The organism is Chryseobacterium piperi, assembly GCF_002285635.2.
Taxonomy (GTDB): Bacteria; Bacteroidota; Bacteroidia; order Flavobacteriales; family Weeksellaceae; genus Chryseobacterium; species Chryseobacterium piperi.
The window spans coordinates 963,933-981,087 of record NZ_CP023049.2 but is presented as its reverse complement, the minus strand read 5'-3'; the positions used below and the strand labels follow the sequence as shown (position 1 = coordinate 981,087).

Annotated in this window: 14 protein-coding genes; 7 read left to right on the top strand and 7 right to left on the bottom strand. The window is 37.9% G+C overall.

Annotation, left to right across the window (positions count from 1 at the left end; genetic code table 11):
* Positions 1-3: 3 nt before the first annotated feature.
* The 3 genes from CJF12_RS04310 to CJF12_RS04300 form a co-directional block, all read right to left on the bottom strand.
* Entirely contained in the window at positions 4-2,457 is a 2,454-nt protein-coding gene (locus CJF12_RS04310) for a glycoside hydrolase family 2 TIM barrel-domain containing protein (protein WP_034685395.1), read from the bottom strand.
* A 56-nt stretch (positions 2,458-2,513) separates the two neighbouring features.
* The gene (locus CJF12_RS04305; RefSeq protein WP_034685396.1) at positions 2,514-3,134 is read right to left on the bottom strand and encodes a bifunctional 4-hydroxy-2-oxoglutarate aldolase/2-dehydro-3-deoxy-phosphogluconate aldolase; all 621 of its coding nucleotides are present in this window, start codon (positions 3,132-3,134) and stop codon (positions 2,514-2,516) included.
* Between the two features lie 213 nt (positions 3,135-3,347).
* Positions 3,348-4,331: a sugar kinase gene (locus tag CJF12_RS04300; RefSeq protein WP_034685397.1), complete on the bottom strand. Its 984-nt coding sequence runs from the start codon at positions 4,329-4,331 to the stop codon at positions 3,348-3,350.
* 161 nt (positions 4,332-4,492) lie between these two features.
* Between CJF12_RS04300 and CJF12_RS04295 the strand changes: the two genes are divergently transcribed.
* From CJF12_RS04295 to CJF12_RS04280, 4 genes are read left to right on the top strand one after another with little or no spacing between them, the layout of a single operon-like run.
* Complete coding sequence (locus tag CJF12_RS04295) at positions 4,493-5,314, top strand: SDR family oxidoreductase (protein WP_034685398.1); 822 nt, start codon at positions 4,493-4,495, stop codon at positions 5,312-5,314.
* A gap of 15 nt (positions 5,315-5,329) precedes the next feature.
* On the top strand, positions 5,330-6,490 hold the full coding sequence (gene uxuA / locus CJF12_RS04290) for a mannonate dehydratase (RefSeq protein ID WP_034685430.1): 1,161 nt from the start codon (positions 5,330-5,332) through the stop codon (positions 6,488-6,490).
* Positions 6,491-6,504: 14 nt separating this feature from the next.
* A complete protein-coding gene (gene uxaC / locus CJF12_RS04285) occupies positions 6,505-7,911 on the top strand; it encodes a glucuronate isomerase (RefSeq protein ID WP_034685399.1) in 1,407 nt (468 codons plus the stop codon).
* A gap of 5 nt (positions 7,912-7,916) precedes the next feature.
* Complete coding sequence (locus CJF12_RS04280; protein ID WP_034685400.1) at positions 7,917-9,299, top strand: MFS transporter; 1,383 nt, start codon at positions 7,917-7,919, stop codon at positions 9,297-9,299.
* Here the strand turns inward: CJF12_RS04280 and CJF12_RS04275 are convergent.
* Positions 9,286-10,317: a LacI family DNA-binding transcriptional regulator gene (locus tag CJF12_RS04275; RefSeq protein ID WP_034685401.1), complete on the bottom strand. Its 1,032-nt coding sequence runs from the start codon at positions 10,315-10,317 to the stop codon at positions 9,286-9,288. The two genes, CJF12_RS04280 and CJF12_RS04275, sit on opposite strands and share 14 nt — an antisense overlap.
* Before the next feature lie 259 nt (positions 10,318-10,576).
* Between CJF12_RS04275 and CJF12_RS04270 the strand changes: the two genes are divergently transcribed.
* A complete protein-coding gene (locus tag CJF12_RS04270; protein ID WP_034685402.1) occupies positions 10,577-12,232 on the top strand; it encodes a beta-N-acetylhexosaminidase in 1,656 nt (551 codons plus the stop codon).
* Positions 12,233-12,344: 112 nt separating this feature from the next.
* Here CJF12_RS04270 and CJF12_RS04265 read toward each other — a convergent pair whose 3' ends face one another.
* The 3 genes from CJF12_RS04265 to CJF12_RS04255 form a co-directional block, all read right to left on the bottom strand.
* Entirely contained in the window at positions 12,345-12,806 is a 462-nt protein-coding gene (locus CJF12_RS04265; protein ID WP_034685403.1) for a PPC domain-containing DNA-binding protein, read from the bottom strand.
* A gap of 6 nt (positions 12,807-12,812) precedes the next feature.
* Positions 12,813-13,658: an NAD(P)-dependent oxidoreductase gene (locus tag CJF12_RS04260; protein ID WP_034685404.1), complete on the bottom strand. Its 846-nt coding sequence runs from the start codon at positions 13,656-13,658 to the stop codon at positions 12,813-12,815.
* Positions 13,659-13,829: 171 nt separating this feature from the next.
* Complete coding sequence (locus CJF12_RS04255) at positions 13,830-14,813, bottom strand: aldo/keto reductase (protein WP_034685405.1); 984 nt, start codon at positions 14,811-14,813, stop codon at positions 13,830-13,832.
* A 304-nt stretch (positions 14,814-15,117) separates the two neighbouring features.
* Here CJF12_RS04255 and CJF12_RS04250 point away from each other — a divergent pair, with 304 nt between their 5' ends.
* Positions 15,118-15,744, top strand: a complete 627-nt coding sequence (locus CJF12_RS04250) for a chloramphenicol acetyltransferase (RefSeq protein ID WP_034685406.1) — start codon at positions 15,118-15,120, stop codon at positions 15,742-15,744.
* Between the two features lie 159 nt (positions 15,745-15,903).
* Positions 15,904-17,085: an MFS transporter gene (locus CJF12_RS04245; RefSeq protein WP_034685407.1), complete on the top strand. Its 1,182-nt coding sequence runs from the start codon at positions 15,904-15,906 to the stop codon at positions 17,083-17,085.
* Positions 17,086-17,155: the final 70 nt, after the last annotated feature.

Below are 17,155 nucleotides of genomic sequence, written 5' to 3'. Positions count from 1 at the left end.
TATTTAAAGTTCAATAAATGCGGAAGCAAGGCCATCAGCTTTTACACTCGCTACGCTTTTTCCTTTATTCAGTTTAATGCTGATTTCTGCTCTTCCATTTCCTGCCTGTACTTTACGCGAACCACGGGCAGTTCCCAAATCATCGATAAGCTCACCATCTCCAGTCAAACCGAAAGTCACTATATTTTTAGCATCCAGACACAAAATATTGTTTTTATCTAGAATTCTTACCCGGATCAGAGTGATATCATCTTTTTCAGATACTTTTTCTAAAATCATCTTAGCCGGCTGATCCCACTTTGCAGTCTGATATTCTTGGATAATCTCATCACTCAATAACTTACCATCTTTCTTTCCTATTGCTTTGATGGTATTGTTACCTTGTACGAAGGGGGCTATCCATCTTAAACCTGCTGCAGGAAAATCTTGAGAATTACGTTTCTTTTTGCCCAGACTTTTGCCATTCAGAAAGAGCTCAACTTCATCAAGGTTAGCGTATACTTTTATCATTTTCTGTTCATCTACGTCACCCCATCTTACCGGCCATGAATGTCCATAGATATGGACCATCGGTTCTTTGGTCCAGTAAGACTGAAATACATAATACGCTTCCTTCTTAGTGAAATCTCTTTCAATCACACCCTTCTGATTCACATAAGGAATAGGATTGTCCGGACGTACCGGCGTAGAGAAATCTTTAAAAGGCCAATACGCAGCACCGGTTAACCATGGCATCGTTTCCTGCTCCTTTAAATGCCAATCGATCAGGTTAACCATATAACTTTCACTCCAATCTCCATCTTTGGAAACTCTGGCACTACCACCGAATAAAGAAGCGTCACCCGCTCTTTCATCTGTTCCTTTACCCATTTTTATCTTACTTAAAGCATTGTCTGGATTTTCAGAATGTCTTCCTGCATGGTTATCGCCGCCCCATTCTGCATGAAGGAAACGATCTACTTTTTCAAACTCCTGCCTCGAAGCCTCTTTGTATTCTGTATAAACCCCACGATACCATCCCGCCCAAATGGATGGAGAATAAATATCTACAATATCTTTACAGAAGTCACACCTTCTGATCGCTGTTTTTCTGGATGGATCCAGGTGATGAGAAAGGTCATTCAATTCTTTCATGAATTCTCTGATCTTATGCTGATTAAATTCATTGAAATCTCCCGGCCAGTCGTTTTCATTTCCCATTCCCCAGATAATAATGGAGGGATGGTTATCGTGTTGTTCTATCATGTTGGTCAGCATAGTTCTCGCCTGGTTTTTATAGGATTCTCCACCTAAGCCACCTCTGCACCATGGAATTTCTTCCCAAACGAGAATTCCTAAGCTGTCGCAAAGTTCCAATATGATTCTGGATTGCTGATAATGACCAAGGCGGATAAAGTTAACCCCCATATTTTTCATCAGTATCATTTCCTCCCGAATCTGATCCTCTGTCATTGCTGCTGCTACCCCCGCATGGTCTTCATGGCGGTGGGTACCCCTTAGTAGTAGTCTTTTGCCGTTCAGTAGAAAAGGCCCTTTTTTAACGAATTCAAAGTTTCTGAATCCTATTTTTTCTTGATGAATTGCCGTTTCACCTTTAGCTGTAATCTTGGTTTCTATGGTATAGAGATTAGGATTTTCCGGGGACCACAATTTAGGATTCTTTATCGTCGTTTCCCAGAGGTCTTTGTTCCCATAAAATGCTTTTACCTCTTTATTCCAGCTGTTAATAAGCTTTCCTTGTGCATCTTTAATTTCAATTTTAACTAAAATAGTATCTATTCCATCAGGGTTCAATAGTTTGGTACCAATCTTTAATTTTCCTTGTGCTCCCTTGGCATCAACACTTGCTAGAGCGGAAACTCTTTCTGCTGAAACCTGAGGAACATACACCAGGTTCAGGTAACGGTATAAACCACCATAGATATTAAAGTCAGAAAGATTGGAAGGGATCATTTCCAAATCCCTGGAGTTATCACAACGGATTTCTACAGGAATTCTACCTTTAAATTGCTTTTGGAATACGGGGCTTTTACGAAAAGCTTCTACAGCTTCAGTAATATCCGCGATCCATTCATCGTAACCTCCTACATGCTCTGCTACTTTCATATCATATATATAGACCTGGGTTTTTTGACCGGCTCCTTCAAAGTGAAGGAGAGTTCGCCCGTTTTTATATGGATTATCGATCGTAAGCTGCGTCCGGTACCATCCTGGTCCTTGATAATAATTGACATCAGGATCTACAGCATCTGTTGCATTGAAAGAATGGGGTAGAGTTACGTTTTTCCATATAGGGACGGTTTCCGGAGTTCCTGCCTTTACAGGTCTGACAGCTTCATAAATTCCTCCCAAATCACCTTTAAGGTATTCCCAATTTTGAGTTAAACGCAACATTTGTTGTCCTTCTAAATCATGAAAGAGGAATGCGATAAAAAAGGCTAAAATTAGTTTTCTCATACAATTTTCTGTGTTTTTTTATACTATAATCAGAGACCCTAATCAGCTTAATCATTTTATAGGATGAATTGACTAATAAGCTTATGAAATTCTTCAGGATTTTGTAATTGCTTCAATAAAGCTTCACCTAACCCTACGGCCGAAGCTCCTGCAGTCAACCAATTTTTAATCACTTCAGCTTCAGATGCTATTCCGCCGGTAACCATAAATTTCAAATGGGGAAATAAAGGTTTAATTCCTTTTAGAAAAGAGGTTCCTACTACACTGGCCGGAAATATTTTGATCATCTTTGCTCCAAGATTTGAGCCTAAGGCAATTTCGGTTGGTGTCATTGCTCCGGGAATCCAGATTTTATTATGGGCTTCGGCAACCATCGCGATTTCTGGAAGTACGACAGGACTCACCAGGAAATCTGCATCTAATCCAATGAAAGCTCCTGCCTGAACCTTCGACATAATAGTACCGATCCCAAGAATCATTTCCTTTGCGTAGGTATTGCGGTAATCTATTAATTTCTTAAAGTTTTCTTGGGATTTTTCTCCACGGTTGACAAATTCAAAAACCCGGATTCCGGCGAGATAGGATCTCTCCAGAGCTTCAATACATTTTCCCGGATCATCATGGTAGTATATAGGAATAATAGGGTAGGTCTCGATGGTTTTTATAATAGCATCCATATTTAATTTATTATAATATTATTTAATCTGGTTCAGGATTGAGGAGGGTTATCGAGGTCTGAAAGAACAATAATAACTCGGTTTTATTAATTTTTTAAAGTCTGCTTAATCAAGTTTTACACTAACTACAAAAAATTATCCGCCCAATATTAACTTCCAACATCCATCTTCCTACTTCTAATCCTTTAATCTTATTTTTTTAGCCTGAATTGATTACTCATGAAAATCACCGGCAACAAATAATTTACGGAATCCTGAAGCCGTAGCAGACTCTATTATTTCCTGGGAGCCATAGCCTTTACAAAGGCCGGCAATCAATCCACCCATAAAGGCGTCTCCACTTCCAATCCGGTCTATTAGTTCCTTTGTTTCATGCGTCCCGGAAATCCAGCTTCCGTCGCGCGTATGATAGGTTCCATAAAGCAAATTATGCTTTGGATCGTCCATAAATCTAAACGTATGGGCGATATGATTGCATTGTGGAAATTGATGAAAGAGTTCCTGGCTTATTTTTTCAGCGAAAGTATGATACTCTTGCTTAGAAGTATTCCTGTTAAAGTCTTCTTGTATAGGAGTTCCCAACATTATATGAGATGCCCAAATGTTTCCCATGATCAAATCACAAAATGACACCAATTCGGGCATTACCTGCCGCGGCGCTATTCCAAAATCCCATAATCTGCTGCGGTAATTAAGGTCCACTGAAATAAACAAGCTTCTTTTTCGAGCTTCTTCTAGAACTTTTTTCATCAGGCACATCCATCTTTCCGATAGAGCAGGTGTTATGGCGGTCCAATGAAACCAGGTATGTCCTTCAAACAATTGATCCCAATCTATGGAACTCTCATCCATATTATAAAATGAAGAAAACTTCCGGTCATAAACTACGTTGCCCGTCGTCAGACCATTGCTTCCTTGTAGGAAATATAAACCGATCCGATCTCCTTCTAACAAAACTCTGGAAGTATCAATTCCTCTGTTTTTTAATTCCTCCAAAACATCCTTCGCCATTCCATGATCAGGAACTACTGTAAAATAAGAAACCGGAATGTTCAAAGCAGCTAATGTAACAGCAACATTGGCTTCTGATCCTCCCGGATACATCTTAAATAAATCAGTAGGACCTTCAAATTCTTTCGGGTTGGTATAGGTTTCAAATCTTAAAAGTAGTTCTCCAAATGAAAGTACTCTGTGCATAAAAATTCAAATATTTATGAATTAAAAATAGAGATCTCTAACGCTAATTAAAAATATATGAACAAAAAGTTACGAATACGTTTTAGTAGGTAATTAAAAAAAATACGACTGAAATAAAAATTTGTATTTAATATTACAACTTGTACATAATACATTAGCCGATGGGAATATTAAATGAATTTTCATTAAAAGATCAGGTTATCGTGATCACAGGAGCCACAGGAATTTTGGGAGAAGCTTTTGTTTCTGCAGTAGCAGAAGCCGGTGCCAAAGTGGTTATCATGGGGCAATCTGAAGAGAAAGCAAATGAACGTAAAGCATTAGCAGAAAATTTAGGTTCTGAAGCGTTGATCGTCATAGGAAATGTTTTAAATGAAGAAGATATGCTAAGAGCCAAAGAGGAAATTTTAGCAAAATTCGGGACAATAGACGGATTGGTTAATGCTGCAGGCGGAAATATCACAGGTTCAACATTAGGACCTGAACAAGATTTATTTTCTTTAGATATGAATAGTATTAAAAAAGCAATTGAACTCAATCTTTATGGTACTATGATTCCCACTCATATTTTGGGTCAGGTGATCGCAGAACAAGGAAAGGGGTCTATTGTCAACATTTCTTCTTTAGCTGCAGACCGTTCTTTGACCCGTGTGTTGGGATATACTATTGCCAAAAATGGTATTGAAGGGTATACGAAATGGATGGCAACAGAGTTATCACTCCGTTATGGAGATCATGTAAGAATGAACGCTATTGCTCCTGGTGTATTCCTAACTGCACAAAACAAAAACCTTCTTATGGATGATAGCGGAAACTATACTTTAAGAGCCCAAAAATTTATTGATCATACGCCTTTCTCAAGGCTTGGACATCCTACAGAACTACAAGGAACACTGGTTTATCTGCTAAGCAATGCATCAGCATTTGTCAATGGAGAAACCATATTTGTGGATGGTGGATTCAGTGCCTGGAGCGGTATTTAAAATACAATGAAAACTATGAATAAACTGGAACAAACCTGGAGGTGGTACGGTCCACAAGATCCGGTATCCTTAGAAGATGTAAAGCAAACCGGTGCAACAGGAATTGTAACGGCATTACATCATATTCCCCATGGTGAAGTATGGACCCAAGAGGAAATCATTCTAAGAAAAAAAATGATAGCATCCGCTGGGCTAAGCTGGTCTGTTGTTGAAAGCGTACCTGTCCATGAAGCCATAAAAACCCGTTCAGCAGATTCAGAACAATATCTGAAAAACTATTGTGAAACACTAATCAACTTAAGTGCTTGCGGTATCAAAACTGTTTGCTATAATTTTATGCCGGTTTTGGATTGGACAAGAACACAATTGGATTTGGAGATGAAAGATGGATCGAAGGCCTTATACTTCAATTGGATCGATCTTGCCTATTTTGATATTTACATATTGCAAAGGGAGAGCGCCAGCAGCGATTATTCAGATACGATCTTAAGAGCAGTAGAGGATAAAAAGAAGAGCATTACCGCCGAACAAACTCAACTTCTTTCTGATACTATTTTAATGGGAATTCCGGGAGAACATAATATCACCCTGGACCATCTTAAACAAAATATAGCGGTGTACAGAAATATCGGAACGGAAGGATTACGATCCAATTTAAAATATTTCCTGGAATTCATTGCTCCTGTTTGTATAGCTGAGGGAATAAAAATGACCATTCATCCTGATGATCCGCCTTACTCCATTCTGGGTTTGCCAAGAATCTTGAGTCATAAAAAAGATTTTGAATATCTGTTAGATGCTGTAAAAGAAGAGTTTAATGGCATCTGCTTCTGTACCGGATCATTGGCTGCAAGCCCACAAAACAATATTCTCGAGCTTTTTGATCTGGTCAAAAACCGAGTGAATTTTATACATCTCCGTAATGTCAAAAAGGATGATATCGGAAGTTTTTACGAAGCAGATCATTTGGATGGTGATGTAAATATGTACAGGATTATGAAGGCGATTACTATTGAAAATCAAAAAAGAAATACCCCGATCCCATTCAGACCTGATCACGGACATCAAATGATGGACGATATGAATAAAACAACCAATCCCGGCTATTCCGCGATTGGCAGATTGCGTGGATTGGCAGAATTACGCGGACTCGAACTTGGTATTTTAGGCCTATAATCAACATTATTTATATGGAATACTTCTTACAAAATAATTTTATTTTAGAATCATATTTAGCGGAAACACTCTATTTTAATTTTGCTGCTCCGCAACCTATTATCGATTATCATTCTCATTTATCGCCTCATATTTTAGCTGAAAATCAACCATTTGAAAACATAACTGAGCTCTGGCTTCGGGGAGATCATTATAAATGGCGGGCTATGAGGGCTTTTGGTGTTGAAGAACATTTCATTACCGGGGAAGCCAGTCCCAGAGAAAAGTTTAGAAAGTGGGCAGAAGTTGTTCCGTATACCGTAAGAAACCCTTTGTTTCACTGGACTCATATGGAGCTTAAAAATCCTTTTGGAATCAAAGAATTACTCAATCCGGATACTGCAGATCGAATCTATGATCAGACATTAGAACAATTACAGGGCGAAACATTTAAGCCAAGAGCTATTGTACAGCATTTTAATGTGAAAATGCAGGGAACGACTGATGATCCTATCGACTCGCTAGAAGATCACCAAAAACTAAAAGAAGAAGGATACAGCGTTAATGTACTTCCTTCTTTCCGCCCGGATAAAGTTTTTGCGATCGACTTTGGAGATCGTTACAGAAGCTATATTAAGCAATTGGAATTGGTTAGCAAAGTAAGCATTCATAATTTTGAATCATTAATAGCCGCACTTGAAAAAAGAATTGATTATTTTCATCTGGCAGGTTGTGTTTCATCCGACCATAGCTTTCCTTCTATGCCAGTGCCCCATCATTTTACAATAGAAGAGGTCGATCAGGTTTTTCAAGAGGTATTGCAGGGTGATGATACTCAAGCCAAAAAAATTCATACAAGTTTCACATTCTATGTTCTCACAGAACTATGTAAGTTATATCATGACAAAGGATGGGTACAGCAATTCCATCTTGGTGCCCTTCGTAACGGAAATATTTATAAGGCTAAGGTTTTGGGCACTGATAAAGGGTATGACTCCATTGGAGACTATGCTCAGGCTCAGCAGCTTTCCTTTTTTCTAAGCCATATGGATATTCAGGAAAGACTGGCTAAAACCATTATTTACAATCTTAATCCGTCTGATAATGCTTTGTTTGCAGCAATGACAGGTAATTTTCAAGGGAACAGCATTAAAGGAAAAATACAGTTTGGATCTGCATGGTGGTTTTCGGACCATCTCGATGGAATGATGCAACAACTGAATGAACTTTCGAATGTAGGTTTGCTCAGTACTTTCATAGGAATGCTTACCGATTCAAGGTCATTTGTTTCCTATTCCCGACATGAGTATTTCCGCAGACTTCTTTGTAATCTCCTGGCGAATGATATTAAAAAAGGATATATCCCATATGATGTTCCTTTTATCGGATCTATCATCGAAGACATTTGCTATCGAAATGCTAAACATTATTTTAATCTGTAAAAACCATGGAAAACAATAGGATAGGGAACTACAGATGGGTGATTTGTGCATTACTTTTTTTCGGAACAACGATCAACTATCTTGACCGGCAGGTTTTAAGTTTGCTTCATCCTATTCTGGAAGAAAAATTTAATTGGTCCAATTCTGATTATGGAACCATTACCGCTATTTTTCAGCTGTCTTATGCTTTTTTCATGCTATTGGCAGGAAGATTTGTCGATAAATTAGGAACAAAAAAGGGGTATGCTATTGCTTTGATTATCTGGTCTGTCGGTGCTATTATTCATGCATTCGCCATCCCAATGGGAGAAGTTGCAGTACAAATATTAGGATTCATCGGACTGGGCGGACTTTCTATTTCTGTGACAGGCTTTATTATAGCACGTTTAGTTCTTGGTATGGGAGAATCTGCTAATTTCCCTGCAGCTATTAAAGCAACGGCAGAATATTTTCCAAAAAAAGAACGTGCTTTGGCTACCGGAATATTTAATTCGGGTTCCAATATCGGGGCTATTCTTGCACCACTTACGGTTCCTTTACTAGCCCATTATTATGGTTGGCAAAGTGCTTTTATCATCATTGGCTCTCTGGGATTTTTCTGGTTAATCTTATGGCTTATTTTTTATGATACACCGGAAAAGCAAAAAAGATTATCATCAGAAGAACTCAAGTACATTCTGGCAGATTCAGCTTCTGACCTCCCCATTGAAGAGACAAAAAAGTATAAGATTTCATGGCTAAAACTCCTGACATTTAATCAAACCTGGTCTTATTCACTGGCGAAATTTTTAACCGATGGAGTATGGTGGTTTTTCTTATTTTGGTTACCGTCTTACCTTCACAAGCAGTTTAATCTTTCCTCAGCAGAGATGATGCTTCCTCTAAGCGTATTATATACCATGACTATGGTTGGAAGCATTTGCGGAGGATGGCTTCCCATACATTTTATTAATAAAGGACTTTCTCCGTATGAGGGACGCATGCGCGCCATGTTCTATATTTCATTAATCCCGTTGATCGTTCTTTTTTTAGTTCAGCCTTTATCCGGAATTTCGTATTGGTTTCCGGTAATTTTAATTGGGTTGGCAGCTTCAGCACATCAAGCCTGGTCTGCCAATGTATATACTACCGTTTCAGATATGTTTCCCAAAGCAGCCACGGCCAGTGTCACGGGAATTGGGGGAATGGCAGGAGCAATGGGTGGAGCACTCGTTTCTTTCTTCGTGGGCAAAATCTTTGATTATTATAAACTGATTGGAGATGCTAATTTTGGATATACTCTGGTCTTTTCAGCTTGTGCCGTTGCTTACATTATCGCCTGGACCATTATGAAATTACTGGTTCCGAAAACAAAAATTATCCGGCTAGAAGAAATTACAAGTCCGTAGATTTACGAAAATCGATCGTTGTATCCAGCAAAATAGTTTCACAAGCTCTTTGTCTTTTGTGCTTTTCCATGTTGAGCAAATCAACAAGCTTGGTAAGGGCCATAAAACCAATTTCTTGTGTGGGTTGACGTATACTTGATAAAGGAGGATTGAGCGCAAAAGGCATATCAAAATTTGAGAATCCAATAACTGCTATTTCATCGGGTACTTTTATTTTCATCTGAGCTAAAATTCCAAGTACCTGTATGCTAATCACACCGGTAGCTCCAAATATGGCATTAGGTTTTACTTTTGATTTTAATAACTCCGTAATAGCTTCTGAGATTTGCCTGTTCAGAATTTCATTATTTTCAAGGTTGCAAGCGAGCATCAATTTATTGTTAAAAGGAATATCCAGCGTTTTTAATGCTTTTTTATACCCTTGAATCCTTGGGTTATTTTCTCCAAATTGGCTCCCTGTAATAAATAATATTTTCTTTCGGTTAATTCTGATGAGATGTTGTGTCGCCTGCAGCGCTCCTTTATATTCATTGACGCCCACTTTTATAGTATCTAGGGAAGGATTAAAACGATCAAACAAAACAATAGGACAAATTTCAGAGTTAATTTTGCATAGATATTCTGTGTTTGAGGTTTCACTGACCGGAGCCAGTAAAATACCATCCACTCCTTTATTCAATAATGCTTCAATACATGACTTTTCATTTTCTATATTTTCATGGCTTTGCATGACAATGATATCATATTCGGTTTCATAAGAAGCCTTTTGTATGCCATCCAAAATCTGAGAAACAAAAATATTATTAATGGAGCACACGACAACACCAATAGTATTGGAATGACCTCCTTTTAAACTTTTGGCTAAACGATTGGGTTTATAATTATGCTCTTTCGCATAGTCCCGAACTCTCTTTTTTGTTTCTTCACTGATTTCATAGCTGTCATTTAAAGCTTTAGAAATTGAAGACACAGAGAGTCCTAAAGTTTCTGCAATTTGTTTTATCGTAATTTTTGACATCCTTTCAATTCCTTTTTACCGATGGAAAGTTAATATTGGGTAATAAGGCTCTCATAAATATACAAAGAATTTGTCTAGATTGAAGAGATTGGAAGTTGAACAGCTATTGAAAAATTAAAAACGGCACCATCATTTATATTTCAGACAAATAAGAAAGAATATTTTTCAAAAGATCATAAAAAAAGAACAAATAATACTTCACTGTTGACTGACTTTTGGAAAAAATATTTTATTTTTAATAAAATATCAAACGTAACTTATGAAAAAAAATTTAATCATTCTCATGTTGGTATGGATAAACCTGGCGACACTTTCTGCTCAACAGGTAAGTATTATTCCTCAACCCGAAAAACTAGACGTTAAGACAGGAACTTTCAGGATAACTCCTGAAACGAAAATAGTGACAGAATCTGGAGAACTATCTAAATCTGCAGCCTTTTTAAACAGTTACTTGAAAGAATACTATGGCTTTTCATTAGGTACGGCCAAAAAATCACAAAGCAAAAACATCATACTCCTGCAGGAAAAAGCTGTAAAAGAATCTGTAGAAGGTACCTACCAATTAAAAGTAGAAAACGATCGGATAGTTATTACCGGAAATGATAAGACGGGCGTTTTTTATGGCATTCAATCCCTGATACAGCTATTACCTGTACAGGCTTCAAAGGTATTGAACGTTCCGCAAGTAGAGATTTCAGATGCCCCTCGCTTTTCCTATCGTGGGTTAATGTTAGATGTGAGCCGCCACTTTTTCAGCATAGATTTTATAAAGAAATATATTGATTTCATTGCACTTCATAAAATGAATACATTTCATTGGCATCTCACAGATGATCAGGGCTGGAGGATCGAAATTAAAAAATACCCTAAACTCACTCAGGTTGGGGGCTGCAGAGACGCTACTATTATAGGTCATCACCCCGGGAAAGCTTCCGATAACCAGCGCAATTGTGGATATTATACTCAGGAACAAGTAAAAGAAATTGTACAATATGCTGCTGATCGTTATATCACCGTTATTCCTGAAATTGAAATGCCGGGGCATGCCTCTGCTGCTATTGCTGCCTATCCTGAACTGAGTTGTTTTCCTCAAGAATCAACCTATTCTACCATTAAACAGGATATTCCGTGGGGCCCATCAAAAGAGGGTAAGCAGGTCGTTCAGGCATGGGGCGTCTATAAAGATGTATTTTGTCCTAGTGAGTATACTTTTGGCTTTTTAGAAAACGTTTTGGATGAAGTAATATCACTTTTTCCATCAAAATATATCCATATTGGAGGTGATGAATGCCCTAAAGATTTCTGGAAACGTTCAGATTTTTGTCAAAAACTCATCAAGGAAAAGAATCTCAAGGACGAACACGAATTGCAGAGTTACTTTATCCAGCGTATAGAAAAGCACCTGAATTCTAAAGGTAGAGAAATCATTGGCTGGGATGAAATACTGGAAGGTGGATTAGCTCCAAATGCCACGGTGATGAGTTGGAGAGGAGAAAAAGGAGGAGTTGAAGCAGCCAAAAAACAGCATAAAGTTATTATGACACCTACAACCTATGCTTATCTTGATTATGCTCAGAAAAAGAATGAGGATTCTTTAGTCATTGGAGGCTTTCTGCCTTTGGAAAAAGTGTATGGCTATGAACCTCTTTCAAAAGAGCTTAACCTAAGTGTTGAAGAACAAAAATATATTATTGGTGGTCAGGCCAATGTATGGACGGAATATATGTCAACGCCCAAAAAAGTGGAGTATATGATTTTCCCGCGGCTTTCAGCAATCAGTGAAGTATTATGGTCTCAGCCTGAACATAAAAATTTTGAAGATTTTAGCAAACGACTCAAAATACAAGCCCAGCGGTATGATCTATGGAAGTCTGCTTATTGTAAGGATTGTATTGATAAGGCGAATGAAAAATAGAGTGTATTGATACAAGATATTCTATTATAGCTATTAGTACTTAATATATATTAAAAGGCTTGCTTTATTATTAATAAGCAAGCCTTTTTGATTGTAGAGTTTAAATTAATTTCTATTTTTTAAAATCATATAAATTAATGCCGGCCTCTTCATCTTTAGCTTTGATCATCTTCGCATCTAACGGATAGAAAATAAATTCTCCGGCACCTCGTATTTTAGCATCTAAAAGATGTCCTGCCAAAGGGGTATAGTCTTCTCTGCCCAAAGTAATATGCAAATGGAGTAGTGGTTGCCCCTCTGCCTGTGAAACATTTCCTGAGATATTGGATACTTCCATTTGTTCATGGAAAGTTTTATCTACATATTGTTTTGTTGACGGTTGAAAAAAACGCAGTGTTGCCTCGCTTACCGCTCCGATTCCCGTTACTTCACCGGACTGGATTTTCTGGTTTTTTACAAAATCAGTCAATGCCTCCAGAATACTGGATTTATTTTTTACACTAACGATATAGGTAGTTCCCACTTTCTTAGCAGTCCAGAGGTCTCCTTTGAAAATTGCCGTATCTGTATCCATATGATATTATTTTTTCAGGTAATTGATAATCCCAATGACATCATCGTTTCCAAGTCCTGCATCATGGGCAGCCTGATAGGTTTCTATCAAAGTCTTGGATAGAGGATAATCTGCTCCCGCCTTATTAGCCAAAAGAATATCTTTCAACATCAGGTCCAAAGCAAAGGCAGGTTCATATTCATTATTAACTAATAAAGGTGTTTTTACTTTTGTAGCTCCGCTTCCGCTGGCACTTTCATTAATGATGTCAAGCATCTCCTTTCGTTCGATACCTAGTTTATCTGAAAATAGTATCGTTTCAGCCAGCCCCTGATAAAGCGTTGAAATAAAATAATTAACGGATAACTTAGCTGCAATTCCTTTACCGTTTCCTCCCAGGTGTTTAATGGTCTTTCCCATCTTTTCTAAATATGGTTCTGCCCGCTGAAGATCTTTTTCTTCACCACCTACCATAATGATCAGTGTTCCTTCTGCTGCTGGTTTCGTACTTCCTGCTACAGGAGCATCAATAAATTCTGCTTCTTTTATTTTAACAGCAGAGGCAATATCATTGCTTGCTTCAGGAGAAATCGTACTCATATCGACAAACAATTTTCCATGAATATCTGTAGAGAAAATTTCTTCATACACTGCTCTTACAGCTGCATCATTAGTCAGCATGGTAAAAATAACATCACTGTTTTTAACCAATTCTGAAACAGTATTGAATACTGCTGATTTTGCCTTGAAATCCTCAGCTTTCTCAATCGTCCTGTTATATACAGAAAGCGGAAACCCTGCCTTTTCTAAGTTTTTGGCCATAGGGTGTCCCATATTCCCCAATCCTATAAATCCTAATTTTTCCTGTTCCATGTTTTTATTTTGTATTTTGTTGTAAAATGTATTTATGAATGTACTGGCGTATTCATGTAAAAAGTATTAATGATGAAATGAGGGTAGAGAAGAAAGACTTACTATATTCGATAATCTGTAATTTTGTCCCTAATCCCTAATCCCTAATCCCTAATCCCTAATCCCTAATCCCTAAAAAACATTCACCAGTTCATCAATTGTTCTCAGCTCTTCATTACTTAATTTGATATAAATGGCTTCAGCGTTCTGAACGGCCTGTTCTGCATTTCTTGCTCCGGCTAAGGCAACAGTAATTCCGGGTCTTTCGATAGTCCACCTTAATACCAATTGTCCCAAACTGGCATCATGCCTGTCAGCAATAGGTTTTATTTTGTCTAAAAGATCATTTGTTTTTTTAACAAACTCAGGTTGAAAATGAGGCAGATTAGCCCTGTGATCTCCATGTTTAAATTCGTATCCCGGATGAATTTTCCCCGTCAGCAAACCTCTTTCCAATGGGCTGTAAGCCAAAATCGATTTGTTATGTTCGATGCAATAAGGAACTGTTTCTCCTTCAATCCCACGGTTGACCATACTGAAAGGAATCTGGTTTGATACCAAAGGAACTGACCTTTCAGCCTGCTGCATTTGTGACGCTGTATAATTACATACCCCCGCAAAACGCACCTTTCCTTGTTCTATCAATCTGGAAACAGCTTCAAACGTTTCAACAATAGGCGTGGTAGAATCAGGCCAATGAATCTGATATAAATCGATATAGTCGGTTCCTAATCTTTTTAAGCTCTGTTCACATTCATAGATGATACTTTCTTTTCCTGCGTACTTATAAATGTCTATGGCATTACCTTCATTATCATAACTATTCATTGCAAAATCCCCTTTTTCCAGATCCCATCGCATTCCGAATTTGGTAAGAATCTGAACCTGATCACGCGGGAATTCTTTAATTGCCTCTCCAACAATCTCTTCACTGGTTCCCTGTCCATAAATAGGAGCAGTATCAATAGAGGTTACTCCAGCCTCGTAAGACGCTTTAATGGCTTCCACAGCCTCTTTCCTGTCCGTGCTTCCCCACATCCAGCCTCCTGCAGCCCAAGCTCCAAAAGTGATCGCTGAAACTTTTAAATCACTGTTTCCTAATGTTCTGTATTCCATATTGTTTTGTGTTGTATATTTTGTGAAATGTTTTTTTTATGTATTAATGTAAAAAGTATTAATGATGAAATGAGAGTGGTGAAAATAGAAGAAAGAACAAAGAGAAAAGATTAAAGACTTATTCTATTCGATAATCTGTAATTTTGTTCCTAACTCTCAACTCTCAACTCTCAACTCTCAACTCATAACTCATAACTCATAACCTCTACCAAATTTACGCATTCTAAAATCAACTTTCTTATCCTGCAATTTTTTATAACCGGAAAACTTACTGAAATTTGCAAAAAAATAAGCAATACATAAAATGAAGATCATCGACATTGAGCAATGGAACAGAAAAGAACATTTTTATTTTTTCTCAAAAATGGCGAGCCCTTATTTTGGGTTTACTACTGAGGTAGACTGTACCAAAGCTTATGAAACTGTAAAAGCAAATAATTATTCCTTTTTTGCCTACTACCTTCATAAGTCAATGGTGGCTGTCAACGCTGTGGAAGAGCTGAAAATGAGAATTATTGATGACCAGGTGGTTGTCTTTGATGTTATTGATGCAGGAAGTACGATTGCAAGACCGGATGGAACCTTTGGTTTTTCCTATATCCCTTTTTCAGAAAGCTTTGAAACTTTTAATATTGAATTACAAAAGGAGATTGAGGCAGTACACAACTCCTCAGGACTAAGGCTAAGCACGGATACAAAAACGAAAGCCCTAATCAGACACTCTACCATTCCATGGAATTCGTTCAGTGCCTTATTACATCCTACTAATTTTGACAGGACAGAATCTATTCCCAAAATTACGTTTGGAAGATTCAGTGTTCGTGAAGGAAAAAAGTATTTGCCCGTTTCTATTGAAGCTCATCATGGTTTAGCAGACGGCCTTCATCTTGCCCGATATTTTGAAGAGTTTCAGAAACAACTTGACCAATAAGTTACACCAATGGTATATTATTTATTAATTACCTTTGTATATCTCAAAAAAACATATGATATCTCTAAATTCAAAGATTAATTTTAATTTTTATTATTAATCATTAGAAATACATTCCGGCTCATTGATTCTATAATTAAATTTGAAGTAAAATTACCTATGCAGAAGATTTCTTCCCCTGGTATTTCCCGTACTGTAATCTGGCTGATGGCCATTATTTCAGGATTGGTAGTAGCCAACAACTATTATAACCAACCTTTGCTTGCCCTTATTGCAGATGATCTGCATGTTTCAGAAAGTGCAGCCAGTAAAATTTCTGTGCTCACTCAGGTAGGTTATGCTTTTGGGTTATTGCTAATTGTTCCTTTAGGAGATAAATTTCTCCGTAAAAAACTGATTCTTATAGATCTGTTTCTTGTTTTTGGTTCCCTTTTATGGATGACCTTTGCCACCCAGCTATGGATGCTGTATGCAGCCAGTCTGTTGATTGGAATGACTTCTGTTATTCCTCAGCTTTTTGTTCCCATAGCTGCTGAGCTTTCTTCAGATGAAGAACGATCGTCTAATATCGGGTTGGTTATGTCCGGTCTGCTATTAGGTATTCTTCTGTCCCGTTTTATTGGCGGAATAGTAGGGGAGATATGGGGTTGGAGAGCGATGTTTGGCATTGCGGCAGGCGTTATGATTATAGTCTGGATTGCCGTGTACAAAATGCTGCCTGATCTTCTTCCTAATTTTAAAGGAACCTATAAAGAATTGATGCGCTCCGTATTTCATCTGGCTAAAACACAGCCTGTTTTACAGCTCGCCTCATTTCGTGGAGCGATGGCTTTTGGTTCGATGTGTGCTTTATTTACGACACTTGCATTTCATATGGAAAAGCCACCTTTCAACGCCGGATCATCGGTTGTCGGAAGTTTTGGACTAGCAGGGGCTGTAGGCGCTCTGGCAGCCGCCAAGGTGGGGAAATTTCAAAAATACATGGATCTGAACCGAATCATTACCTATTCACTACTGATTGTTCTGGGAAGCTGGGCTTTCACTTATTTTGCCGGAGAAACCTATTGGGGGCTTGTCGTTGGAGTTATTCTTGTTGATTTAGGAGTACAATCCAGCCATATTATGAATCAGACAAACTATTTCATGATAAAAACTAATGCGGTCAACAGGCTCAATACCGTTTATATGGTTTGTTATTTTATTGGTGGATCATTAGGAACCTGGCTTGCCTCTATTGCCTGGCATTATGCCCAATGGGAGGGAGTATGCCTGGTAGGAGCAGGATTTGGCTTGTTGGCTTTAATTGCCCATATTGCATTAAGCAAAAAGATTAAAAATTGATCCTGTTTAGATGAGATTATAAGATCAATCATATAGTATAAAACGTCTTCAAATCATGATTTGAAGACGT